This is a genomic window from Amazonocrinis nigriterrae CENA67 (assembly GCF_016056305.1).
Taxonomy (GTDB): Bacteria; Cyanobacteriota; Cyanobacteriia; order Cyanobacteriales; family Nostocaceae; genus Amazonocrinis; species Amazonocrinis nigriterrae.
The window spans coordinates 56917-80777 of the sequence record NZ_JAECZC010000018.1 but is presented as its reverse complement, the minus strand read 5'-3'; the positions used below and the strand labels follow the sequence as shown (position 1 = coordinate 80777).

The following is a 23861-nucleotide window of genomic DNA, read 5'->3' as shown; positions in this document are numbered from 1 at the left end:
GTCAGTGGTCAGTGGTTATTAGTTACTGGTCAATAGTCAGTAGAAAACCAGAAACAACTGACAACTAATACCATTTTGGATTTGGGATTTTGGATTGTGAGTCGTATTGTGGGTACAGGTTTTGCGAATCAATCTGTTGCAATCATTTTTCAATTTGGTATAACAACTAACAACTGACAACTGACTATTGACCATTAGGACGGAAATTCGGCAGTTCCACCGATGCCAAGGATGTGCGTTTCTTGGGTGGACGCTCTGGATAAACTACTGGTGAAGGCGATTGAGTCTCATAGGTAGAATTATCAAATGGCTGTTGTAACACATCAGTCTCTGATAATTCTGCTTGATTCAATGGAGAGGTTTGTGAGAAATCATTCTCTGGTTCTTCAGCAGTAGTCTTGGTCAAAGGTAAGGTGAAGGATACAGGTGAGTAATTGACTTGTAAAGGTGTGAAATCTTCTGGCAATGAATTAGAAAAAGTTGTAGATAGCTCGACTTCTGCTTGGGATGATTGCAATTGCAATTCTTGTGAAGTTTCTGTTGACTCGTTATCTTCAAGGGTTGTTGCCCAAGTTTCCCACACAGAATCATCAATCTGATTGCTGTTTATATCTGTTTCCCCAGCAGTTGGTGATGGTGATGCAGATACAGGTTGGGAGGTGAAAAACATTTGAATGAGACTATCTATCTGCTCATCTAGTTTTGATGAACCCACAGAGGAAGTAGTTTCTGGTGGCGTGGGAGAATTATCAATTTCAGGTGAGGCCTCTGGTTGAGAGTTATGGGGTGTATCTTCTTGAATTGACCAGTTCCAAGGAGATGATGTAGGAGCAGAGTAATTACTTCTGTATGGAGGTGCTGACGATTTACCCCAAGGATAATCGATATTATTATTTATGGATTCTGGTTCTGCTGACCAAGGTCTGATGGGTTGCACGTTGGGAAATAAAGACCGAGCTTTTTTAGAAAATCTTGTTTGGTGGCTGGCTGTGTGAGAGGTACTACTTGCTGTCTCGTCCGGGGAATCATAGCTAGGAACAGTTGTATCTAGACATTTTTCCAAAGCTGCCTTAAATTGCAGCGTTTGACGTTGTTGTCGCATCAGTCTAGTACGTAACTCTCGACAAGCATTTTCTGATTGCAATACCTGCTGAGACTGTTCATTATAATTAGTTTGCAGTAGGGCACATTCCCGTTCTAACTGGGCAAGGCGCTGTTGGCTAATTTGTAACTGTGCTTTATAAGTTTCGATAAATATTTCTTGGCGTTGAACTGTTTGTACCGCTGTTTCTAACTGCTGAAATAGAGATTGGATTTGTTCGGTAGCTGCGGCTAGTTCTTGAGTTTGTTGGTTGAGCATCGACTCGGTAACACTGGAGCGTCTTTTTTGCCACTCCAAAGCCTTTGTTGACTCAGCTAGCTCATCTTTAAGATGCTCAATTTGCTGATACAAGTCGTCGTTAGCAGCACGCAATTCCTCATTCAATACCAACAACTTTTGAAATTCAGCATCTATAAGTGCTTCTTTTTCGTTGTCAGGCTCAGCAACCCAGTCTTCCTGGGTTGATTCCGTTGGGGATATGGAAGTTGGCATTTGGTGCTGTTCATCTTCTGCCGGTTTGAGTAGTGGCAATTTGCCAATTGCCATGTTTTCAGAAGGCACGACAGAGTAAAATGGACAGCTTGCCTGCTCTGGTTGTAGCGAATTAGCAGAATTTAGGGATTCCATCACAGCCCTGTTGTTTGAGGTGTCAGCTTCATTCATCACTCTTGACCCACCCACTTAAAAATGTCTAGCAGTGCTAGCTTGAGTATTGTTGATGTGTCCGATCAGGGTTTACTCTAGAAGCCAAGTTGGACTCTCCCTAAACATGAGTAATCAGTCAGTGTTCCCCATTTTGCATCTAGACCTGATGACGTTATAACATTATGATGTTATCCCCCGTCAACCTGAGGAATGGCGGGGGTTTTTAGTTCAAATGCTACCAAGGTGCAGGCTTTAGTACATATGCCAAGCAAAGGTTTTATCCAGCTTTGCTTTGGTAAACATTTATTTGGTAGTGGCTTCCTGATTTTAATTAACGCGCTAGAGAAATATTAGCACCGTATACAATTTAACAAACACTTTGCTCTAAAAAAAACTAATTTTGGGAATTGGGAATTGGGCATGGGGCATTGGGGAGAGTCTTAACAAATGACAACTGACAACTGACAACTAACTCCTGACTCTTTTAAGGCAGCCAACGGGGATGGAATCCAACTAGAGGAAGCTTTTCTGGTTTAATTGTGTTAATGGCAGTGTCAGAAATAGGCAATACAGGCATTAACCAGAGGCTACTACTAGCGATCGCTTCTCCGTCATCGGTTGTTAATGGGTTTGCAGATGATGCAGTATCATTTGTTTGTGCCATTATTTGGTCAAATAATAAGCCCAAACCATCGGGCGATAAGCTCATTTGCACATTCCGCTGGTCGATGGGTAGTAACAGTAGAGGTTTTTGTTCTCCAGTTTTGAGGTTAATTGCCACTAAATAGGGTTGTTCTACGTATTCTGCTTTGGACATTAATTGTGTCAGCAAGCAGTAGAGGGTAGGTAAGGCGGGATCAAATTGGCAGTCGATAATGGAGCCTGTTGTTTTTAATAGTTGCTTTTGGATGCCTTGGTTGGTCACTAAAAACAAATCTCGTGTGTAATCTGTATTAAACTTGACCATTGCCGCTTGGGAGCCGTCTTTAGAGAAAGCTTGCACTAGCCCAAACTGCGGTAGAAAATCTAGGGGTTTATTGGCGTCGCCTTGTAGTGGAAGTATTGCTGCTCCTTGCCCTTGGGCAACTGCTACAGCCTTACTATCGGGAGTAATCATAAAGTCTCCCCCTGGTTGACTTTTCAGACGTTGAGGAACAGTATTTTTGCCTGATTTGTCGCTGGTTGCTGGCATAAACCACAAGCCAAAGTCACCAGGATTAGCTTTATTTCCCCGTTGGATAACAATAGTTTCTCCATCTGGGGATAAGTCAAATTTCAGGTTTTGATAGTCTTTATTATCTAAAATCAGGTCTATTCTGCCTGCTGGTTCTGGTTGTGTTCCAGATTGAACAGGAACGCCTGTTGTGGCTGTGTACAACTGGGCTGAAAGTAAGTCTTGGCTGTTTGAGTTGCGAGCAGAAAATAAGATTTTATCCCCTTTTGGAAATGGCTTAAAATCCATAACAATTAGGTCTTTGGGGCTAATTACTCTTTTTTGTTCTTTTGTCAAGTTGTAGAGTACTAATTTTCCTTGGTCTTCTCGATCAGCTCCTATATAAGTAATAACGCGATCGCGGCTACTAAAATTACCTGTAAAAGGCTGTATTAACCTATTTTTACCTTCTTGTTCAGAAAACTTATCTTTTGCTTTCTGTAACTGCACTTTATAATTTGTGCCGTAGGGTGCTGGTGTGATTAGGGTATAAACCATACGTCGCCCTGCCCAACTGACTTTACCTGCTAGAGGTGGTTCGATTTTCAAATTCTCCTCTACGCTTTTTGTGTCCATTGGGCGGCTAAAGGTGAGGGTGAAGGAAGTATCATCTGCCCCAATTTGTTGATTTTGCCAAGTAAAATCGCGGACAGATGCCATGACGACATCACCTTGCAATATGATCAACCCAATCAGCAGACTCAGCAGCAGCATGAGTGCGATCGCTACACGATCTAGTGGTTGAATAAATGTTTTAGATTTTGTCATTTGTCAGTTGTCAGTTGTCAGTTGTGAGGCTGTGCGTTGGGGAGACACTGCGTTGCGCGGGTTAAGAGCGTTGAAGCAAGTGTCGTCGGCTTTGCCGACTTGAAGCAACTGCCGTTAGCGCAGCGGTAGCGAGTCTTCGAGCGTCACCCGAAGGGTCAGTTGTCAGTTGTCAGTTGTCAGTTATTTTTTGCCATTGACTACTGACAACTGACTAATAGCTATAAGGATTCTGCGGTTGAGGAATGTTTTTGATAGAGGTGGCGGCAATGGTAAGTTGGCGTTTACCTGCTAAATTTTCTGTTGTCATTTGTCCTTCGACTTCCAGCCAACTATCAGCAGCGTACTGCTGTTGATTATTTGGTAGTTTAACTGGCAATCCTACGGGGTACGCGTCTGCTGCACAGCAAGATAGGACAAATCGCGCTAAAAATAAATATTCTTTTGCTAAATCTGGTGGATGAAGTACAAATCCCTGAACTTTGACTTTTTGTCCTGTATATGAGTCTGGTTCTGGATAGACGCTGAGTGTACGTACCCAGTCTACAAGCGATCGCTCTTCTGGTCGCACAGAAGCCCGAAATGCTTGGGGTTTAATGCGTATGTTTGCCACTAAGTCACTTACATCTTGCTTGAGTGCTTTATCACTGGCAAAAACTTGCGGTGTAATGATGAAACCCAAAATTGCTGCGTTTAACAGCAAGGCACTACCCCAACCAGGGGCAAATAAACTTATATGCTGGGTATTTGGCACAAGATCACGGCGACGCCACCGATAAAGTTCTTGTGCTTTCAAGAAACCAACAAATATTAAGCTAATTCCAGTAACTATCACTAACCAAAAGTAATTTGGGTGAATCAACAGATTCAACTTGCCCGTCAGCCAATATCTCAACAGCAAAATTCCCCAGGCTGTAATTGCTAAGATATCTAGCCAAGGTAAAAGATTTGGGATTTTAGGTTTCAAATTTTTAGGAGTCATTGGTAAATGGTCAATGGCCAGTAGTCAGTCTTTAGTAGTCAGTGGTCAAGAACAACTAACAGATGACTACTAACAACTGACAATTTTCAAAATACATGTAAGTTCAAAAAAAGAGTAAACAAAAATGTTAATTGTGCTGCTAATGCAAATAAGTAAAAGATAGTCCTGGGTTTAAAGATAGATAACATCAATCCCACACTTTTGATGTCAATCATTGGGCCAAACACGAGAAATGCTAACAATGACCCACTGCTGAAGGCTGAAGCAAAAGATAAAGCAAAGAAAGAATCAACTGTGGAACAAATTGACACCACTACTGCTAATATCAACATAACCACAATTGAGGTAATGGGGCCAGCACCTAGACTGAGAATTAATTCACGGGGAGCTAGGATTTGAATAACAGCAGCGATCGCACTTCCTAAAACCATTACACCCCCCAATTCGCGTAATTCTTGGATGATATTATCCATCAACAGACGCAGTTTAGCTGCTAAAGGTTTACCGTAGTTGGAGGTAGCAGTATTTTCCTGTAATAAATTATCGTCCATCTTTGTAGGTAAACCTGCTTTTCCTCCTAAAATATAAGTCCCCGATTGCAATAAATTGGGTGCATTAGTTTCCTGTTGGACTTGGGAATGTTTACCACGACGTTTGTTTTGCAGCTGGGCTGGGGGATTAAACTTGTAATATCGAGCGATCGCAGGTTGAACGATGGGAATTAAATCTTTTTGAAAACTGAAAACAAAACCAACAATGGTGGCAATTAATAGCGAAAATACCACTCGCAGAACTACTATTTCTGGCTGATCTCGAAATGCCGTCCAAGTTGCCCAAATCACAATTGGGTTAATCGTTGGTGCTGCCAGCAAAAAACCAATTGCCACAGGTGTGGGTACGCCCTGCATCATTAACCGCCGCGCTACCGGCACATTGCCACACTCACACACCGGAAACAAAAAGCCGATCATACTGCCCACTAAAGCACCTAATAGCGGATTCTTGGGCATTCTGTCTACTAGTTTGCGCTCATCGATAAACAACAGCAGCAAGCTAGATAATAAAACTCCCAGAAGCAAAAACGGCATCGCCTCGACTAGCAGACTCAGAAATATAGTGAAACCATTGTTCAGTTGATTCATGGGCCTCGCAGTCAAAAGCGTTTTAGAGTTTTTTGTATATGCCTAGTCATTCTATCGAAATGGGGATCAAAAGCATGTATGGACACTTTAGCTTTATTGAAACAGCAAATTCGTACTCGGTTTGTAGTCATGCTTAGACCTTAATCAGCGCCAGCAAGTCATGGATTGCTATTTTACCTAAGTGCATCTACAGATGATAACTATTTTGAAGATTGTTTGATTGCCAGAATTGTTCCATGTTAACGGTATAACCATATAGTTGCATGACTTACAATTAAATAATATTTATACCCGCTGTAAATCGGCAGACTAGTGTGTTATCTTCGATATATTTTTACAAACAGTTCATAGTTTTTAAACATCCAGGGATCGCTATTGGTTGCTAACATTCATGATTTTAGCTATTTCTGCCAAATTGAATATGAGCTTTGGTTGTTTTTTACTACAAAAACATTGAAACTGCAAGCCCAAAGCAAAATAAATATCGTTAGTTGTCAGTTGTCAGTTGTCAGTGAACAGTAGTTGTTTTCCCTATCTTCAGTCATCAGTCATCAGTCATCAATGATCAATTGTCTCCTTCATCTCCCCATCTTCTCCTTCTCTGACTTGCATACAAGCTGGCAGAGGCTAAAATATTAAGTTACCGTTTCTTAGTTTTTTTATACATCAGGGTCTACAGTGCTACAAGAATTTAGTTCTTCAATATTACCGCCGGTTTTGTCTTTTGGTAGCGATCGCGATCTCGGTTTGGAATCAACCCTCCAAGAACTGCCAATGTACGATTTTCATGTGGAAATTAGTTGTACTGGTGCGGAAGTTGCTAATTATTTTGAAAAATACCCACTGCTACCGGGCGCAATCCTGATGGAAGATGGAAAATTCATAGGTATGATTTCGCGGCGGCGACTGTTGGAATTTCTGATTCGCCCCCATGGACAAGAATTATTCAACCAAGAAAATTTGGGTGTTCTCTACAACTATGCGCGGACAGCTATTTTGCTGCTTCCTGATACAACATCGATTTTGGCAGCGATGCAACAAACACTGAGGCGATCGCCGGAATTGTTGGCAGAACCAATTGTAGTGCAAACAGTTGCTAATACTTACAAATTATTAGATATGCATGACTTGAATCTTGCTTCTTGGCAAATTCAAGGAATAGAAACTCAGGTACGGTATGAACGCAGTCAAGCTCAAATGATTCAAAATGATAAGATGGCGAATTTGGGGCGGTTAGTGGATGGAGTAGCCCACGAAATTTTAGACCCAGTGGGGTTTATTTGGGGTAACTTAACTTATGTATCTAATTACAGCCAAGATTTACTCAAGTTAATAGCAGCTTACGAACAAGGCTTACCTCATACATCAGAAGCAATCAATCAACTGAAAGAAGAAATTGAATTTGATTTTTTAGAACAAGATTTATCAAAGGTGCTTACCAGTATCCGCACTGGTGCAGAAAGGTTAAAGAAACTTGTCACTAGTTTACAAAATTTCTGTCACATTGATGAAATTTATCCCAAACCAGTAGATTTACATGCTTGTTTAGATAATATTATTCTCTTGATTAAAAGCCGTTTGAAAGGAGAAATTGAAATTATTAAAAATTATGGTAAATTGCCACCAGTCTCTTGTTTTATGGGGCAATTAAACCAAGTATTTATGAATATTTTGATTCAAGCTACTGATACTTTACTTGATGAAGCCGCACGACAGCAACTTCACCCAGAATCTACTAAAACTGCTGATAAACCTAGAATTAAAATTACGACATTAGTAATTTCTCAAGAAGCAACCAGACCAAATGCACCAGATTCCCGCTGGGTTTCCATTTGCATTGCTGATAATGGTTCAGGGATGTCTCATGCATCTCAACAGCAAATCCTAGAATCTTTCTCTGTAGAAAAACGAGCTGATAAAGAAACTAGTTTGGCAGTCAGCTATCGAATAATAACTGCAAGGCATGGCGGTAAATTAAATTTAAATTCACAACTGGGTATAGGCACAGAATTTGAAATCCTATTGCCTTTGGTATGATTCAGTATAAACATCTAGTCTACATCTTTAATATTTAGCTAATCTTCACATATATATTTTTTTAGCTTTTGGCAATCTGAAATATACTGATAATTAAATATTTGCATTTTAGTAAAAATTTAGATATTTCAAGGTTTTCCATAAAGTTAATTTAAAGTTATTTTTTTTCAAATAATTGGCTTATTATAAATAATTAAGGTATGCAAGATTTGCTAGACAGTACTAAGGTAATAAATAATGTCTGCGATGCAAGAGGTTTCAGATATAGAAAATCACAGAGATGTTGAATGTTTAGCACAGCAATGGGCTAAAAAATATTTACAGAACCTCCAGGTTGATACTAGCGATAAAGAGAGTTATGACAGGCTGAATTTGTCAGAGATAGTATCACAACAAGGACGAGAGAGAACTGCTCAAAAAATCATGGGATCTTTACGGAGTGTTAGTGCCATAGCTTGGAACAAAACAGAGGCGCTGCTATCGGCTCAACTCAAGCGACATCGCATAGACCCTAGTATGATTGATCCGTGGGAAATTGCGGCAGATTCTTTTAAGATTTACCAAAAAGCTTTGGATGTATATACCCAGCAAGCAGCATTGCGTCCCTTATCTTTTGTAATGAAGCTATCTCAGAAAGATAATTTACTTGATGAAAAAGCATTAGAAGTTTACACCGAACAAGCGGCTCCTAATCAATTGGTAAGGGTAATTGGTGCAGATATAGGAGCAATAAGAAAGAAATATACAAATGTTGACCCTAGAGTTATTGGCTTTGTGAATATGCAGTTTCATTATACTAGCCAACTGCTCACACAACCCCTTGAGTCTGTAGAGCGATCGCTGGTTGGTGCATATTTTAAAGTGATTGATGACCATCTATATATGCCACTGCAACGTGCTTATGATGCAGCGGCTAACCATGATTATAATTCAACAGTTTTATCAGCAGTACGAGAGCTATTGTTAGTTAGTACAGAAATTGCTAAGAACATTTGTCAAAATGTAATTGAACATTATCCAAATTATCATTCTATATCTGGTAATTTGAGTGATTCATTAGTTAAAATCTCTAGCATTCGAGATGTAGAGATGTTTCAAGTATATTTGTGGGTATGTGCTTTAGAAGGAAGCATTGTTGCTGTTCAACAAGAGTTATTTCCCTTATGTGTAATGCTTTATCCACCATTAAAAGTACAATGGGAACTAATTCGCCATATGCTAAATTTGCTAGGGCAAGAAATCAACGCTCGTCTAACTCCTCTACAAGCTAATGCTTTAATGCCATATTTCCAATCATTATGCCAAATGTTTTCTCCAGAGGTATTTGGTGAACTTGGTTTGTAGAGACAAAATAAGGCTGTTGAATAGACTTCTTGCATAAATCTTTTTTTGGCTCACCCAAAGTCGCATTCGCCGTCAGGCGTTCCCGCAGGGTAGACGCAAAGAAAAGAGCGCTAAGAACGACTTTTGCAAGAGGTCTAATGATGACTGATGACTGATAACAGAACTGTAGTGGCGTGGCAAGGCTAAATTAATGCAATAGATTTTTGAGGAAATTGAGGTATATCAACGTTTTCTGCTACATCTAATGCACTATTTTAGCCCGGTCGCGCTACTACTTAATAGTAACTTTATAAATAATCTCTTACAGCAATTTTTCGCCACGTTGGTAAATTTCTCGTGCGTATTCCGTCCAAGTGCCTTGTCCCCAATAACGAAAACAGCTTGTTTGCAGCAAAAGATTATGTAATAGTAAATTGCGGTATTCAGATGAATTAGTGGCCAGTAAATTATCAACTTGTTGATGAAATAAATTACTGAGTTTATTCATTGGTGATAAAACATTTTTATATCCTTGTACCCAACTAATATGATTCGTCCATGAAGCTCCATCCATATGAAAATTGGGATTAATTTGCTTTAATTCTTGAATGGCTTTCTCTACAGCTTCAGGTTGAGAATTTTCAGGTGAAACTCGCTGCCAAAGTTGATGTTGCCCTACTGGCTGGCAAGTTGGATAATCTTCAGGCTTACAACCAGCAGCTTCTATTAATTCTAAATATTCTGTACCACACATTCCGACAACGCCAGATTTCCCTCCTCCATGATGCACCATATCCCACCAAGCTTGTTTGAAAGCTTGAGGAAATTCATTCATCATGACGCCACCATTTTCACCATCTCCAATTTGGCTGACTATTGGTGGTACAAATACACTACCTAATTTTTGTTTTGATAGAGTTTTAGCTTCATAATAAGGCTGCATTTGACCAACTAATTTAGTATCTGAACCTTGAGTTTTAATCAAGGCTGTGATGCTAATTGTTTCACCTTGGGAATTACGAGCAATTAAACGATGTGGTAAATGTCTGTAAGTTAGAGATTCACCGTTAATTGTTTCTACAGAATGTTCCTGTACAAGTAGCCAGCGATATCCACATTCTTTGAGCGCTTTGACAAATTCAAATAAAGTATCAGGGTGATTTGGTAAATGCATTTCTGGTGGAGAAAACCCTTTAACTCGCGCCAATGCTGACCAACCAAACATAGCTGCAAAATGGTGTTGCCATGCTAAGATATGCAATTTAATATCTGGTATGGGCGTCGAAGGCACAACTGCATGACTCCACATTGTACCCAACCACTCGACATAAGGTTGATAGGTAGAATCGCAAGTGATACGTTTAAGGTTATCTATGATGTCGTTGCGTCCCATTTGCCTGAGTCCCCACAAAAGATTGCCAGAATAATCCAACATCACACGGGGGTTGCAGCCTTGATTTACGAGTTCGGGAATAAAGTCCCCCATGCGGCTGTAACAGTATGCAAATGGCCCTGCGTTGTGGTTATCTCCTTCATGAGGATGTTCAAACATATATTGCAGATTGCTAATGAGTGAACCATCATGTCCAGCAGGTATAGTTGGTTGATGCATGTGCAAAGCGATCGCAAATACTGCCTTCACATCCTCTAACTTAATATTGGTGGAGGGTAAGAATATAGGTTCATCATGGTTGACGACAGCAAGAACTTCTTTCTCGTATCCAGTAATATTTGGCAAGCCATCAATAATTTCTGGTAAATCTGTGGTAGGTAAGGACAGCATGAAGGATAAAGTTGAAATTTTACTTTTATACTTTATCTTTTTAAAGTTGATGGCTGATGACTGATGACTGATGACTGAGATTGATTTGCAAAACCTGGATGCACAAGGCGCTTCACAATCTAAAATCCAAAATAGAATGATTTCATGCGATCGCCTGTATGCTCCTAAGCTAGGCGATCACATGACAATGTTTTTCAGGATTTACGTGCAGATATCAACGAAACTGAGTTTTTTGAGAGTAAAACATCACTGACACGAGAGATTTTGCTGAATCAACTTGGTTTTTCTGCCATCTGCTGCTTTTTCGTTGCTGGTGGTGTTGCTATTTCTAAAATTAACTCTAGCAACCAAGGGGCGAGGCGTTGACACCATACAGCTAAATGACTTTGCCATCCTACTAATATTTCTGGTGCATCTGTTTGCAGTCCGGCGAGGAGTGCTTTAGCTACTTGCTGGGGTGTCATAGGGATCACCCAACGAAATAATTTTAAGTCGCGCACCATGTCTGTGTCGGTGAGGGAAGGCAATAAGGCTACTACTCGGATGTTATATTCAGCTAGTTCTCGGCGCAAAGCTTGGGTAAATCCTAAAATGGCAAACTTTGTGGCTGAATAAGTCGCCATGGTTGGTGCAGCTACTTTCCCCATTAAGCTGGATACATTGACAATTGTCCCCTGTCTTTGGCTAGCCATGCGTTTAGCTATGAGGCTGGTAAGGGTGTACATCCCCAGTAAATTCACAGAAAGTTCTTCTTGTACTTGCAATAGTTTTGATTGCAGAAACGAATTTTGGTATGCTACGCCTGCACAATTTACTAACAGATGAATGGGGCCATAGTTGCGCCAAACTTGAGCAACAGCAATGTTTACCTCTATTGGTTTACTTAAATCCAATGCAAGGATCGCAACTTCTACACCCATAGTCTCGATTTCACTGGCTACCTCGGCTAACTTTTGGCGATCGCGTGCTATCAATATTAACCGCTTCATCCCATTTTGCGCTAGTGCTAGCGCGATCGCTCGTCCAATACCACGGGAGGCCCCAGTAATTAGGGCAATTTTACCTTGAATATTCATCGGTTTTTACCTCCAAAATCTCGGTCTTACCGTACTCTTGGTGATTACAGACACAGAGTTACTGGCATCTTGGTCAGGGTAAGACACATCAGTTGTCTTTGAAATCAGAATGGAAATAAGCCTTTGGCAACGATATATTCCTGGGCTAATCTGCATTGCTCATACAAATCAGATTAACCTCGCTTCCCAGATTGAAAATCAACACTTCACGCAATTGGCTGAATGGATATAGCTCATAGGTTTTACCTCTCTTAGATTTAGAGCGTTCACCAGTATCGCTGCCATACACACGTTAACAATTAAATCAAGATATTGCAATATTTTTTAATAAGTTTTGCTTAACACTTATTTACAAACCTCATTATATATAGCAAACAGTTTGAGAAATAAGTTTTTATAAATCCTGCTCGACAAATATCGGAATTTCTTGACAATCAGTAAAAAGAACTGTCCTGGATTGAAAATTGCTACACTCAAGCCATATTTTTGACATCAAAAAGACACATAATGTTGGAAACCTAGCAGTTTTGATTGTGGTCAGTACATTTAACATACTTACATAATGAATACTCCCAGCCATGCCATTCTCAATCTGTTTATTCTCAATCAACAAATGCGGACTCAAGCAAGCGGGGCAGTTTTTATCGGCGTCATCTTGCCTGAGGTTCTGATATTTTTGTTCTACTTTTTGATGAAATTTGGGTATCGTCTGCCATCAAACCAGATTTAGTCAACAGTATACTATCAGCCCTTTTGGCAAGCTATTTTTAGTACCTTTCATTCTATTCCTTTGGCACTCATTGGGATACCAAACACTACGGCAGTATTGTCGCTTTTATAGAAATTTTGCTGGTATTTATGGCCAGTATTTCTCTTTTTATGTCCATGCGATCGCCTTTCAGTAAAGGGCTACTATTGTTAGTTAATCTGTTTTACTGGATTCGTATTTCCGATTCTACGAGAGAGGTAGTTAATTCCAAATTGGTTGTGAGCGATCGCCGCGCAGCTGATAATCTGAAATTATGGTATTAGACAGTCAAAATCATCTCAACTTTTTTTATGATTACCTTGTTGCTAGTGTACGTCTAGCTGTACCTTTAGCATTTGCTGCCTTAGGAGGATTGTACTCTGAACGGTCGGGAGTGCTAAATATTGCTCTAGAAGGCATGTTGCTCACTGGTGCTTTTACTAGTGCTGTTGCCACTTTTTACACGGGAAATGTTTGGCTTGGTGTCCTAGCAGCTTTGCTGGCTGGGGGATTAGTCGGTTTACTCCATGCTTTTTTGTGCGTCACTTTGCGCGTAGACCAATTAGTATCAGGATTAGCTATTAATCTTGTGACTGCTGGGTTCACATCATTTTTGGCCAGGCTGGTATTTAATGGTGGTAGCGCAGGGCGATTGCCAGGAATTGACGCTATCATCTTTCCTGGTCTGGCTAATATTCCCCTAATTGGCGCGTTGTTATTTCAGCAAGATATTCTGGTATATCTATTGTTATTCTTAATCGCTTTAACTACATATATTTTATTTCGTACCAGCTTTGGTTTGACTTTGCGCGCTGTGGGAGAATATCCCCAGGCTGCCGTCACGGCTGGGGTATCTGTGCAAACAGTGCGATACTGGGCTGTGGTGACGAGTGGCTGTTTTGCCAGTTTAGGAGGCGCTTATCTGACTTTGGTGCAAATAAAATTCTTTACAGAACAGATGACTGCTGGTAAAGGATTTATTGCGATCGCAGCATTAATTTTTGGTAGGTGGCATCCTATAGGTAGTGCTTTAGCTTGTTTATTATTTGGTGCTACAGAAGCTTTGCAATTACGAATTCAGGCATTGGGGGCAAATATTCCCTATCAATTTTTGACTATGTTACCGTATGCGATCGCTATTTTGGCATTGGTGGGATTAGCTGGCAAATCTACTCCTCCAAAAGCTTTAGGCGTTGCTTTTTTCCCAGAAAATCGCCATTAAAAGGGAACTCTTAACGGATAATTCTTTTAAGAAAAAAATTTAGTTGTTCTGTAACCCATTTTAGGGTTAATTTCCCCCTTATTGTTCAGAGTTCCTGTCTTGTTCGCACAGCGTTACCGTACCCCTACGCTTAAGCAAGCTACGCGGAGTGCTTCTTTGAAAGAGAAGGGTAAGGGCTTGGTCAGATTAATTATTTAATATTATATTAAATATTAATATTTTCTATAATTAGCACTACTGCTTGACGTAATCTACATTTATGAGATGATAAGTAGAAGGCTAAAGAGAAAAGCCTGTCACTGAGCAATTTCTGTGATTGGCATTTTATATGTAATTATGTCCACCTGACTTGAAGAAGGCAAAATAGGCAAGGATCAAAGTTAAATTCTTTACCTATTCCCTATTCATATTCCTATTCCTATTCCCTATTTAATCTGTTACTTGTGTACGCAGTTCATGACAGCTATCCATAAATATTTACTTGATGTTGACATCAGCAACTTGTCAATCAAAAATGTCTGATCGTAATTATTTTTTGCTAGCTGCTCACAGTTAAAAGTTAACAACTTCAACCAGGATGATTCATTTATTGAAGTTACCCCAGCTTGTTCATGTCTAGCCTAATTGTCAGCCTAGACAATCAACTTAGGAAACTCTATACGAGTTAGTCCATTTCAAGCCGCACTTTGCCGGATGAAGGAATCCTCGTACATCCGTTAAAAAGCTTTCTAGGAAACGTAACCTTGCTATCAGCGAGGTTATTTCTCGGTTGCATAGTAGAGTTTGGGTGTATAGCCTTTCATTATAGGTCACTAATTGCTTATGGATGGACGACCCGTAATATTAGTTGTAGAAAAAAATCTACATGATTTAGAATTACTGGATTCTCACCTCAAAACACTAAATTTATCCTGTATTTGTACTAAACAAGGAGCAAGGGCAGTAATATTGGCACAAACACATAAACCTGACCTCATATTATTAGACATGATGTTGTCTGATTTGAGTTGTAGCCAAATAATTGAATACTTAAAGCAAGACCCAAAAACTGCAACTATTCCTATCATTGCATCAATACCTTCAACATTGATACAAAACAATAATTTATCTATCTTGTCAGGTACTGATGATTACATTACCAAACCCTACGATTTTCTGAATTTAGAAATTGTGATTAGCCGCCATCTCAATCAGCTAAATTCTTCAAATTTACTTTAGGAATAGATTCAGGATTACGAACATCAGGCACTTGTTTTAAAACAATAATAATTCCAGTACGACCTGTAACTAAATTAGTGTTGAGCATCAGGTCAATAATAGGACTACCAATAATTTGTTCAATTAAACCTTGGAGTTGCGGTTTAAGAATTTTATATAAAGATGAGCGTACTTGCTCTGCCAAATTTTCATAACCCTCATACATTAAAATCCGTTCAGTTTGGGTTACAGAATTTTCTAGAGAAATGACTAATTCTGTATCAAAGAAATGACAAATAATTTGATTAGGACGCTGCCCTAATATTTCATTATATAGAGAACTAAGCCGTTGTGTAATTTCTCTTTCAAGTTGTCCAATAGTGGGATGTGACATTAGTAAATCAGTGCAGTTGAAATTTCTTTTGTAAGTTTACCAATGATGAGTCATTAAATCTACTTTTAGGTAAATAAATCATATTTTTGTTTCACGCCTAGATATGAAGTGGTTACTCTTACAAGAACATTTAAAAGCGTACCTGCGTAGGTGGAAATAAAAACGTATCAGTGTATTTGAAATACAGCAGTTTGCAAGTAAATCAGGTACAAAACTACAAAACGCAGAACTATTGACCAGACATGAGAAGATTCTTACTCCTACCTAATGTACTGTCGGTGACACTCGTTTTGACGCTCAAAAAGCGTAGCGTTTTGCCTTAGGAGAAGACACAACTTATACTATTTCACTAAATTAATGATACAAATAATTTCTCCCCTGCCCCTCTGCTTGCACGGCAGTTGCTCCACTTGGGGAGCCACTGCGTTGGGCGGCTATGCCGACTTGAAGCACGTGGCGTGACACCCCAAGACCGCACTGCCTCCTAAATGTATCAACTTTAAAGTGAAACGGTATTAGCTGCACTAACACTATAGCTGTAGCCAGATGTGTTAGGACAATATTGATTGATCAAAGCCAACAAACAACTGGGTTTCCACTTAGTAATCAGCACTTTGCTATAACAGCAGTTCGTAATCGATGTATGTATTAATCAAAACATATTCATGCAAAATATCTAGCATTTATCTCTCTATAAATACCTGATAACTCAGCAAAAGCCAACATAAAAAATAGCGCAGGAAATATATTTTTCCCTTGTTAATTTATCTCTTACTCTGATTTTCTTTTTCTATCTTAGTATTAGCTTATTTTGTGCCAAACAAGCGATCGCCTGCATCGCCCAGTCCGGGAATAATATAGCCATGTTCATCCAAATAATCATCAATAGCAGCAGCATAAATAGGCACATCAGGGTGTGTCTCACAGAAATTCTGAATACCTTCTGGTGCTGCTAGTAAGCAGACAAATTTCATTGATAAAGGATTAGTTGATTTCAGCCTTTCTACGGCTGCCACAGCAGAATTACCAGTTGCTAGCATCGGATCAACTACAATCATATCTCGCTGCTCAACATCATGGGGAACCTTCAAATAATACTCAACAGGGATTAAGGTTTTCGGGTCACGGTATAAACCAATATGTCCAACCCTAGCTGATGGTATCAACTCCAACATTCCATCCAAAATTCCCTGACCTGCCCGCATGATAGAAACTAATACCAATTTTTTATCGGGGGCAAGTACTGGTGCATTCATCGCCGCCAGTGGTGTTTTTATCTGTTCAGATTTCAGCGGTAAATCTCGCGTTACCTCATAAGCTAACAACAAACTAATTTCCTTCAGGAGGTTGCGAAATTTTGTTGTACTAGTTTCAGCTTTACGCATGAGCGTCAGTTTATGCTGAATCAATGGATGCTCAATAATTGTGACTTGATTTTGCATGATTTAGTCAATAGTCAGTTGTCAGTGGTTAGTGGTTAGTAGTCAATTGTCAATGGTTTAGTCATTAGTCAGTCGTCAGTGGTTAGTAGTCAATTGTTAATAGTTAATAGCAAAGAACTACTGACAACTGACAACTAACAACTGACTAATAACAATTAAAATACTGTACCATCACTGACAATTTGTAAGGGTGGTTTACCATCTGTTCTGAGTTCAGCAGCAATTTTCCGTCCTGCTGTCCAAGTTCCCCCTTGCAGGATTTTCACTAATGGTAATTCTTCAGCATTCATACTCAATTTTTCGCGGATTGCAGCAGCGATTTTATCTAAAAGGATTACAGTTAAAGCTCGCCACTCAACTATAACTTCTGATGCTACAGAATGAGATAATCTGAAAATCTCCTGGTTTTTAATATTGATAAGTCCTAAGTCGAGACATAATCCCCCATTGCGATATTCTGGTAATCCCGTGAGGACATCTAGACCAGTAATTTCTAAACCAAGTTCCTGTAATGGTTCTAATAAAGAGTATGTTAACCACTGAGAAAGTTTGTGAAATGGCACAAATGCAGGATGAAGTGATTGTGCTGTTTCTAAACATGGATGTTGCCAAACATCACCAAGATTAACTCCAGCAATTTCTAATCTTCCTGGCCAAATGTTGCTGAGTCCTTCTAGAACAGCATTGAATACAGTGGAAGCTGCTAACTGTCCATTTTCAGATTTGCTCAACAGATAATTTACCAAATTCCCTGGACGAGGCTTTTCTTCACCAAATAAATGAGGTAAAGAAACTAAAACTTCACCTAATTTCTGTAATAATTTCCACCGTCCATCAATTCCCACGAGGGGATTTTCTGCATTTACTTGAAACCCAGTAGCAAGTTCTGCTTCAGTTAATGCTTGCAATTTTAAAGCATCAACTTCTAATAAATTATCGCTAGAAAAAGCCCCTTGACAAAACATTTTAAAACTAGCAACAGCCAATCCTTCAGAACGGCTCAAATTCAGCTGAGTTTCCTGTTCATAATATCGCCAATTTTCCCCAGCACCAGCATCTAACAACACACTGACAATTGCCAAATCAAACTTAGCAGCAGCTTTGAAAAGAGGCGTTAATTCTGCTAACCGATTCTCCAATTGATTTAATCGCGGTACATTCCCTACCTCAAAATGTCGCCAACGACTATGAAACGGAATTTGCAAATCCGGGTACTCGCAGCGCATCACCGAAATCACATAATCGGCTACCCGTTCCAACTGCGTCAAATCACAAGCAAAATAGCGCGAATGCCCTTCATTTACCCATGCGAATATTTGCTCACAACGCTCCCGAATAGCCCTTGGAGAACGAAAATATGCGATCGCCTCCCTCCCCTCTTCTCTGTGCGTTCTCTGCGCCTCTGCGGTTTCTATTTCCACACTTTCACTCCTCGTAATATAGGGAGTAGGGTAAATTTTCACTACTCCCCACCCCACACTCCCTTCTTAAACTATTCCAAACTTCGCCCCTTCACCTCAGCCAAACTATCTGCATCTAAAACATCCCCTGTGGTATAATAGCCAGCAGCTTTCTTTGCCTCAATTTCTACCCGTGCATCTTGGGGAATCAAATCCTCTGGGATTGGTATCCGTTCTACAATTTCAATGCCCGCCTCAGTAATAGCGTTGTACTTCATATTACTCATAGACACCATGCGGTCAATGCGAGTAATGCCCAACCAGTGCAACACATCCGGCATAAGTTCTTGAAAGCGCATATCTTGCACACCTGCGACGCATTCTGTACGCGTAAAGTAGGCATCAGCGCGATCGCCTCCTTGTTGTCGTTTGCGAGCATTATAAACTAAGAATTTCGTGACCTCTCCCAAGGCCCGCCCTTCTTTACGAGAATATACAATGATCCCCACACCACCTTCTTGGGCTGTTTGCACACAGACTTCAATACCGTGTACTAAGTAGGGGCGACAGGTACAAATATCACTTCCAAATACATCAGAACCATTACATTCATCATGTACGCGCACAGCTACAGGTTTATCGGGATCGGCGATCGCTGCCATATCCCCGACAATATACACCGTCAAGCCTCCAATTGGCGGCAAAAACACTTCTAAATCTGAACGTGTCACTAGTTCAGGGAACATCCCCCCAGTTTGTTCAAATAAAGCCCGACGCAAATCTCCTTCTTTGATGCCAAAACGCTTGGCAACTCCCGGTAAATACCAAACAGGCTCAATGGCGGCTTTTGTCACCACCAAATCACCGTTTGCTTTCATTATCTCGCCATCCACCTGCAAGCGCCCTTTTTCTACAGCGTCTTGCAGTTCTGGCATGTTAATGTGAGCTTTAGTGATGGCGATGGTGGGGCGGATATCATAGCCCTGTTCGTAATATGACGTAAATACCTCAGATGCGATCGCCCCAAATGGATCGAGAGAAACAATCTTTTCAGGGTCAGCCCAACTAGGATGTGGGCCAATATGTTCTACTGGGGATGTATTCGTTAAATCTGCTCGATGATCTGATTGTAAAGCACCGCTCGCAACTGCTAAAGCGCGATAAATCGCATAGCTGCCAGAATGAGTACCAATCACGTTGCGATGTGCCTGTTTAGTCAGAGTCGCAATTACCGGCCCCCGTTGCATCGGATCAGCTGCTCCCCATTCAATGGGGATCGGCTTGGGGCCAAAGCGACTAGGATGAGATGTGAGAACAATATGCCCGGAAACGCTTTTTGGCTTTGGCATAATCATTGATTTTTTTGTAATGTTTTTATGAACTATTTGTCACTACGTATGTGTCAACTACCAATAGTCAGTTCTTGTTTTCTCCAGTTTGGTATCCTAATGTTTTGATCCCTGATAACTCTGTATATCTAGGCTTGTATGAATAGTATTGGTTAATACCACAAATAACACACCAATTGCTTAACTCGCAATTATTATGAGAGAATTTTAAAGAGGACTTTAAAAAAGACATAGTATATTTTGTACGAAAATTGATACCTTGATACAAAGATACAATCACTAACCTCAAATTCATGGATTCTTTATCAATTAATTCTTTACTTGAAGCCTTGAAAAACCCGGATGCCACAGTCCGGGAGCAAGCAACCAAGAAACTCTGGCGGATTTGGTTTCAGCAAAAGGGAATTTACGGACTCGAAAGAATCGACCAAAGTCAAAAATTACTCGATGCTGGGGAAATGACAGAAGCCGAACAGATGTTGACAGAACTGATCAAAGAACAACCAGATTTTGCTGAAGCCTGGAATCGGCGGGCTTTTCTCTACTACAGTATGGGTGATTATAAACAATCTCTGGCAGATTGTCAGATGGTCATCCAGATTAATCCAGTACATTTCGGGGCACTTCACGGTATGGGGTTGTGTTACGCCGCACTGGGACAGTATAGTCAAGCGATCAAAGCTTTTAAACGCGCTTTAGAAATTCAACCCTATTCCTTAGTGAACCAAAAATTAATTCTAGAATGTACACTCAGACTCAGCTAAAGGTTGAAGTATGAACTATTGAATTAGTCCACCCGAAAAACCTAATTTTTTTGCTACTTGTCAGCCATGCATGTACCGATAAGTCTCCACTTCAACCTTTATCCTTGAGACTTCTTTCATGAATCTGTTACTACCCTCATCAACAGCAATTCATTCCTTTAGTCGTCGTCAGTTTATCCAGTATGGTGCCCTTTGTCTGGGCAGTAGCATTGTTACTGCTTGTAGTAAAAGCAATCAATCACCAACCGCTGGTTCTCAATTAGATAAAGTCACTTTCGGGACAAACTGGTTTGCCGAAGCAGAACATGGTGGTTTTTACCAGGCTATTGCTACTGGTATCTATAAAGACTATGGTCTTGATGTCAGTATCAAAATGGGCGGGCCCCAAGTTCCTAGCGGTACTCAATTGTTGATGGGGGGTGCAGTAGATTTTTTTATGGGTCATGGTGTCGATGCCGTGAACGCCATAACAGAAGGAATTCCCAAAATCACGGTGGCGGCAATCTTTCAAAAAGATCCGCAATGTCTCATCGCCCATCCCAACACAGCAATTAAAACCTTGGCTGACCTCAAAGGCAAGCCTATTTATGTGTCTGCTTCTGCCAATGTCACTTATTGGCCTGTTATCAAAGCGAAGTATGGTTTTACCGACGACCAAAAGCGCCCTTATAACTTTAATCCTGCTCCTTTTTTGACTGACAAAAACTCAGTCCAACAAGGTTATATTACCTCTGAACCTTTTGCCATTGAAAAGCAGGGCGGGTTTAAGCCATTAGTATTTTTATTAGCAGATTATGGGTATCAACCATATTCGACTACTATAGAAACCAAAAAAGAACTAGTAGAAAAAAATCCCAATTTAGTGCAGCGATTTGTGGATGCATCTATCAAAGGTTGGTATAGCTATTTAAAGAATCCCCAACCAGGCAATGAGTTAATTAAAAAAGCTAATCCAGAGATGACGGATGAGCAAATTGCCTACGGGATTCAAAAGTTGCAAGAATATGGAATTATTGTTTCTGGAACAGCGGAAACACAAGGTATTGGAGCAATGAGTGAGGAACGATGGCGATCGTTCTTCGACAGTATGGTGAATGTGGGAATTTACAAACCTAATGTTAACTATAAAGATGCATTCACATTGCAATTTGTCAATAAAGGCACAGCATTTTAACGTGAGTCTCCAACGCAGGCGCACCTACGGGAAGGGCGAAACAAACAAGTCAAATCCTCTTTCCTTCTGCCTCCTGCATAGCTGCCTTATTTCTAGGAGTTCGATGAACCTCTCTTCAACCCCTCTTGGACGCAAAGAGGGGCTTTAAGATCCTTGCTTAGTAACGAAAAATCAAGCTGATGAATCGGTAGTTGAAACTATTGATAATTCGTTACATATTTGTTAAATCATCCCCGAATTCAGCATTTATCAAGAACTTTCTTATCCAGAGATAGCCCAACAACAAGATATTTCCTATCAGAATGTCTGCAAGCGTATTTCCCAGGCGCGGAAGATTTTGCAACAGGAGTTGAGGGGATATTTTATCGGAGAGGAGGAAACGGATAGGGATAAATATGTGATCGTGAAAGCTCAAAGTACTAGTATCTTGATGGATCTAGCCGAAAGCCAGGAAAATCAACGTACTGTGAACTATGACATCAACACAGAATGGGACTGGGGTGGACAGGCTTGGGCTGAGACATTTCCCCCGTCCACAGACCTCACTAAAGTACTGATCGCAGATCCTCCACCTGACTTCAATCCAGGGGTAGTTGTTTTTAGTTAGGTAAATGGGTTCTTTAGCGACACTCATCTTTCATCACAGTCATATTCACCAAAGCGCGATGGCGCGGAGCACCCAGCGTAGCTGCACAATTTGCTGATAATTCGTTAATTTATCCGTCACTCCTTTCATAGTGAAATTTGCTCCAATTCAATTCAAACCTATCACACCAAGCAAAAAAGCAATATCGCCTTCATCAGCCATTCTGCACCATCCAAACCAGAAAGCCCAAAATTTGCTCAATTGGTGGTAGTGGATAATCATTCAAGTCAATCGTCACAGTTTGCTCTTCTAGTTGGAGAAACCGCCAAACTGTACCGCTTGTCACCGTTCCGAAAATCGTGGTAATCGGTTGCTGCTTCTGTTGATTAAAGCGTTGTGCTGCCACCATCTCGGCTAAACATTGTCCCAGTGCTGGTTTGAGGTCTTCTTTCTTCGCTTCCACCAAAACCACCGCTGGCGCTTTAATATATAATTGTTCTGAAGAGCGACTAATGAGAAAATCCACATAACCAGTCAAATCAACCTCTGGCTGCACATTGAACTCTTCACCAGAAAAGACGCTAATTTGTCCATGAAGCTGACGTTTTACTTCTAATAAGACTGGATTGATAATGCCTTCAGAACGGGCTTTTTCACTACCCACTGCAACTGCCCAAGGTAGGGTTTCTTTCAAGGTATCTTTGAGCAAAGAAGTTGGATTGACTGGGGAAATCTCTGGTAAAAAGCGATCGCCTTCAACAATCGTCAGTTGAAAATCTTCTACAGCTTTACTCAGAGTAAATTTACTATAAGGCATAAAGGTTTTCCCCATCTGTTTTAGAAGCTAGGACAAACACCCTAATTATCCATTTGGAAAATGCGCTCGCTCCTCATCTTAAATCTATGAAATCGAGGGTGAGATTTTTTCTAACGAAACTAAACCATTGTCTTCAAAATTAATCTCTAGCTGATATCCTTATAACCAATCCGCATCGTAAATAATCTGGCATTTGGTTTTTTCTGCTTTAACTTTAATGCTGTTTCTACACCAGTTTTATCAATTCCGTATTCGCCGGTTTTTGCATCAATAACTATCATCTTGCCAATGTTATCGTCACACTCCACTTGTTGACGAATGCCATTGTCGTAAAAGAGTTTAGCTCTTTGGGCAACTTCTTCTACAGTCCAAAAAATAGCCTGCATGATAATTACACCTGCTTTGTGCTGTTTCATTATTTTAGCCGAGTCGGTAAGGCTTGGGGAGCAGAGGTGCTTTCGGTGCAGGAGAGTAGGGGTGAAAGAATTTGTATAGCAAAGTGCTGAGTGCTGAGTGCTGAGGAGCCACTGCGTTGGGCGGCTTTGCCGACTTGAAGCATGTGGCGTTGCTGAGTAAAAACCCAGTTATTTCAAGGCTTTGAGGAATCAGCAGTGTCCTAACACATATGACCACGGCTATAACAGTAATAGCGATCGCCTCTGTTACCTTTGTGCGAGGAATCTGTTGCAAACTCTTAACT

General features: G+C 40.4%; 23 protein-coding genes. 10 read left to right on the top strand and 13 right to left on the bottom strand.

What is annotated here, in order from left to right:
- Positions 1-184: 184 nt before the first annotated feature.
- The 4 genes from I8748_RS12475 to I8748_RS12460 all read right to left on the bottom strand — a co-directional run bounded on the left by I8748_RS12475 (position 185) and on the right by I8748_RS12460 (position 5849).
- The gene (locus I8748_RS12475) at positions 185-1765 is read right to left on the bottom strand and encodes a hypothetical protein (protein ID WP_198124899.1); all 1581 of its coding nucleotides are present in this window, start codon (positions 1763-1765) and stop codon (positions 185-187) included.
- Positions 1766-2231: 466 nt separating this feature from the next.
- On the bottom strand, positions 2232-3728 hold the full coding sequence (locus I8748_RS12470) for an Ig-like domain-containing protein (RefSeq protein ID WP_198124898.1): 1497 nt from the start codon (positions 3726-3728) through the stop codon (positions 2232-2234).
- Between the two features lie 211 nt (positions 3729-3939).
- Positions 3940-4707: a TIGR03943 family putative permease subunit gene (locus I8748_RS12465; RefSeq protein WP_198124897.1), complete on the bottom strand. Its 768-nt coding sequence runs from the start codon at positions 4705-4707 to the stop codon at positions 3940-3942.
- 86 nt (positions 4708-4793) lie between these two features.
- Positions 4794-5849, bottom strand: coding sequence for a permease (locus tag I8748_RS12460; RefSeq protein ID WP_198124896.1), 1056 nt, complete (start codon positions 5847-5849; stop codon positions 4794-4796).
- A 678-nt stretch (positions 5850-6527) separates the two neighbouring features.
- Between I8748_RS12460 and I8748_RS12455 the strand changes: the two genes are divergently transcribed.
- Entirely contained in the window at positions 6528-7886 is a 1359-nt protein-coding gene (locus I8748_RS12455) for a sensor histidine kinase (protein ID WP_198124895.1), read from the top strand.
- Positions 7887-8123: 237 nt separating this feature from the next.
- Positions 8124-9230: a hypothetical protein gene (locus I8748_RS12450; protein WP_198124894.1), complete on the top strand. Its 1107-nt coding sequence runs from the start codon at positions 8124-8126 to the stop codon at positions 9228-9230.
- Positions 9231-9531: 301 nt separating this feature from the next.
- Here I8748_RS12450 and I8748_RS12445 read toward each other — a convergent pair whose 3' ends face one another.
- Positions 9532-10992 carry a glycosyl hydrolase family 57 gene (locus tag I8748_RS12445; protein ID WP_198124893.1) on the bottom strand — a complete coding sequence of 487 codons (1461 nt, stop codon included), beginning with the start codon at positions 10990-10992 and terminating at the stop codon, positions 9532-9534.
- A 70-nt stretch (positions 10993-11062) separates the two neighbouring features.
- Between I8748_RS12445 and I8748_RS34585 the strand changes: the two genes are divergently transcribed.
- The gene (locus tag I8748_RS34585) at positions 11063-11245 is read left to right on the top strand and encodes a hypothetical protein (RefSeq protein ID WP_214662534.1); all 183 of its coding nucleotides are present in this window, start codon (positions 11063-11065) and stop codon (positions 11243-11245) included.
- A gap of 19 nt (positions 11246-11264) precedes the next feature.
- Here I8748_RS34585 and I8748_RS12440 read toward each other — a convergent pair whose 3' ends face one another.
- Complete coding sequence (locus tag I8748_RS12440; RefSeq protein ID WP_198124892.1) at positions 11265-12068, bottom strand: SDR family NAD(P)-dependent oxidoreductase; 804 nt, start codon at positions 12066-12068, stop codon at positions 11265-11267.
- Between the two features lie 562 nt (positions 12069-12630).
- Between I8748_RS12440 and I8748_RS35045 the strand changes: the two genes are divergently transcribed.
- The 4 genes from I8748_RS35045 (at position 12631) to I8748_RS12425 (ending at position 15256) form a co-directional block, all read left to right on the top strand.
- A complete protein-coding gene (locus I8748_RS35045) occupies positions 12631-12798 on the top strand; it encodes a hypothetical protein (protein WP_225896394.1) in 168 nt (55 codons plus the stop codon).
- Positions 12799-12926: 128 nt separating this feature from the next.
- Positions 12927-13100, top strand: a complete 174-nt coding sequence (locus tag I8748_RS35040; RefSeq protein WP_225896393.1) for a hypothetical protein — start codon at positions 12927-12929, stop codon at positions 13098-13100.
- Positions 13091-14038: an ABC transporter permease gene (locus tag I8748_RS12430; protein ID WP_198124891.1), complete on the top strand. Its 948-nt coding sequence runs from the start codon at positions 13091-13093 to the stop codon at positions 14036-14038. Before I8748_RS35040 ends, I8748_RS12430 begins: the two co-directional genes overlap by 10 nt.
- An 822-nt stretch (positions 14039-14860) precedes the next feature.
- Positions 14861-15256 carry a response regulator gene (locus tag I8748_RS12425; protein ID WP_198124890.1) on the top strand — a complete coding sequence of 132 codons (396 nt, stop codon included), beginning with the start codon at positions 14861-14863 and terminating at the stop codon, positions 15254-15256.
- Here the strand turns inward: I8748_RS12425 and I8748_RS12420 are convergent.
- From I8748_RS12420 to I8748_RS12405, 4 genes are all read right to left on the bottom strand, one after another.
- Complete coding sequence (locus tag I8748_RS12420; RefSeq protein ID WP_198124889.1) at positions 15225-15629, bottom strand: DUF2294 domain-containing protein; 405 nt, start codon at positions 15627-15629, stop codon at positions 15225-15227. The genes I8748_RS12425 and I8748_RS12420 overlap by 32 nt on opposite strands.
- An 806-nt stretch (positions 15630-16435) precedes the next feature.
- The gene (gene upp, locus I8748_RS12415; RefSeq protein WP_198124888.1) at positions 16436-17071 is read right to left on the bottom strand and encodes a uracil phosphoribosyltransferase; all 636 of its coding nucleotides are present in this window, start codon (positions 17069-17071) and stop codon (positions 16436-16438) included.
- Positions 17072-17226: 155 nt separating this feature from the next.
- The gene (locus I8748_RS12410) at positions 17227-18492 is read right to left on the bottom strand and encodes a URC4/urg3 family protein (protein ID WP_198124887.1); all 1266 of its coding nucleotides are present in this window, start codon (positions 18490-18492) and stop codon (positions 17227-17229) included.
- A 71-nt stretch (positions 18493-18563) separates the two neighbouring features.
- Positions 18564-19820, bottom strand: coding sequence for a GTP cyclohydrolase II (locus I8748_RS12405; RefSeq protein WP_198124886.1), 1257 nt, complete (start codon positions 19818-19820; stop codon positions 18564-18566).
- A gap of 293 nt (positions 19821-20113) precedes the next feature.
- On the opposite strand from I8748_RS12405, the gene I8748_RS12400 reads away from it, so the two are divergent.
- The 3 genes from I8748_RS12400 to I8748_RS12390 all read left to right on the top strand — a co-directional run bounded on the left by I8748_RS12400 (position 20114) and on the right by I8748_RS12390 (position 22365).
- Positions 20114-20584 (top strand): tetratricopeptide repeat protein, encoded by a 471-nt coding sequence (locus tag I8748_RS12400; RefSeq protein WP_198124885.1) that lies wholly within the window; start codon positions 20114-20116, stop codon positions 20582-20584.
- A 118-nt stretch (positions 20585-20702) separates the two neighbouring features.
- Positions 20703-21758, top strand: coding sequence for an ABC transporter substrate-binding protein (locus tag I8748_RS12395; protein ID WP_198124884.1), 1056 nt, complete (start codon positions 20703-20705; stop codon positions 21756-21758).
- 403 nt (positions 21759-22161) lie between these two features.
- Positions 22162-22365, top strand: a complete 204-nt coding sequence (locus I8748_RS12390; protein ID WP_214662533.1) for a hypothetical protein — start codon at positions 22162-22164, stop codon at positions 22363-22365.
- Between the two features lie 193 nt (positions 22366-22558).
- Here the strand turns inward: I8748_RS12390 and I8748_RS12385 are convergent, their stop codons facing one another.
- The 3 genes from I8748_RS12385 to I8748_RS12375 form a co-directional block, all read right to left on the bottom strand.
- Positions 22559-23161, bottom strand: a complete 603-nt coding sequence (locus tag I8748_RS12385) for a hypothetical protein (RefSeq protein ID WP_198124882.1) — start codon at positions 23159-23161, stop codon at positions 22559-22561.
- A 146-nt stretch (positions 23162-23307) separates the two neighbouring features.
- Entirely contained in the window at positions 23308-23547 is a 240-nt protein-coding gene (locus I8748_RS12380; RefSeq protein ID WP_198124928.1) for a hypothetical protein, read from the bottom strand.
- 34 nt (positions 23548-23581) lie between these two features.
- On the bottom strand, positions 23582-23851 hold the full coding sequence (locus I8748_RS12375) for a hypothetical protein (RefSeq protein ID WP_198124881.1): 270 nt from the start codon (positions 23849-23851) through the stop codon (positions 23582-23584).
- Between the last annotated feature and the right edge of the window lie 10 nt (positions 23852-23861).

Bases quoted from the DNA above. Each gene is read 5' to 3' on its own strand.
- I8748_RS12425 (WP_198124890.1), top strand. From the start codon at position 14,861: ATGGATGGACGACCCGTAATATTAGTTGTAGAAAAAAATCTACATGAT.
- I8748_RS12440 (WP_198124892.1), bottom strand. From the start codon at position 12,068: ATGAATATTCAAGGTAAAATTGCCCTAATTACTGGGGCCTCCCGTGGT.
- I8748_RS12405 (WP_198124886.1), bottom strand. From the start codon at position 19,820: ATGCCAAAGCCAAAAAGCGTTTCCGGGCATATTGTTCTCACATCTCAT.
- I8748_RS12460 (WP_198124896.1), bottom strand. From the start codon at position 5,849: ATGAATCAACTGAACAATGGTTTCACTATATTTCTGAGTCTGCTAGTC.
- I8748_RS34585 (WP_214662534.1), top strand. From the start codon at position 11,063: ATGACTGAGATTGATTTGCAAAACCTGGATGCACAAGGCGCTTCACAA.
- I8748_RS12380 (WP_198124928.1), bottom strand. From the start codon at position 23,547: ATGCAGGCTATTTTTTGGACTGTAGAAGAAGTTGCCCAAAGAGCTAAA.
- I8748_RS12400 (WP_198124885.1), top strand. From the start codon at position 20,114: ATGGATTCTTTATCAATTAATTCTTTACTTGAAGCCTTGAAAAACCCG.
- I8748_RS35040 (WP_225896393.1), top strand. From the start codon at position 12,927: ATGGCCAGTATTTCTCTTTTTATGTCCATGCGATCGCCTTTCAGTAAA.
- I8748_RS35045 (WP_225896394.1), top strand. From the start codon at position 12,631: ATGAATACTCCCAGCCATGCCATTCTCAATCTGTTTATTCTCAATCAA.
- upp (WP_198124888.1), bottom strand. From the start codon at position 17,071: ATGCAAAATCAAGTCACAATTATTGAGCATCCATTGATTCAGCATAAA.
- I8748_RS12450 (WP_198124894.1), top strand. From the start codon at position 8,124: ATGTCTGCGATGCAAGAGGTTTCAGATATAGAAAATCACAGAGATGTT.
- I8748_RS12470 (WP_198124898.1), bottom strand. From the start codon at position 3,728: ATGACAAAATCTAAAACATTTATTCAACCACTAGATCGTGTAGCGATC.
- I8748_RS12395 (WP_198124884.1), top strand. From the start codon at position 20,703: ATGAATCTGTTACTACCCTCATCAACAGCAATTCATTCCTTTAGTCGT.
- I8748_RS12445 (WP_198124893.1), bottom strand. From the start codon at position 10,992: ATGCTGTCCTTACCTACCACAGATTTACCAGAAATTATTGATGGCTTG.
- I8748_RS12385 (WP_198124882.1), bottom strand. From the start codon at position 23,161: ATGCCTTATAGTAAATTTACTCTGAGTAAAGCTGTAGAAGATTTTCAA.
- I8748_RS12430 (WP_198124891.1), top strand. From the start codon at position 13,091: ATGGTATTAGACAGTCAAAATCATCTCAACTTTTTTTATGATTACCTT.
- I8748_RS12465 (WP_198124897.1), bottom strand. From the start codon at position 4,707: ATGACTCCTAAAAATTTGAAACCTAAAATCCCAAATCTTTTACCTTGG.
- I8748_RS12420 (WP_198124889.1), bottom strand. From the start codon at position 15,629: ATGTCACATCCCACTATTGGACAACTTGAAAGAGAAATTACACAACGG.
- I8748_RS12475 (WP_198124899.1), bottom strand. From the start codon at position 1,765: ATGAATGAAGCTGACACCTCAAACAACAGGGCTGTGATGGAATCCCTA.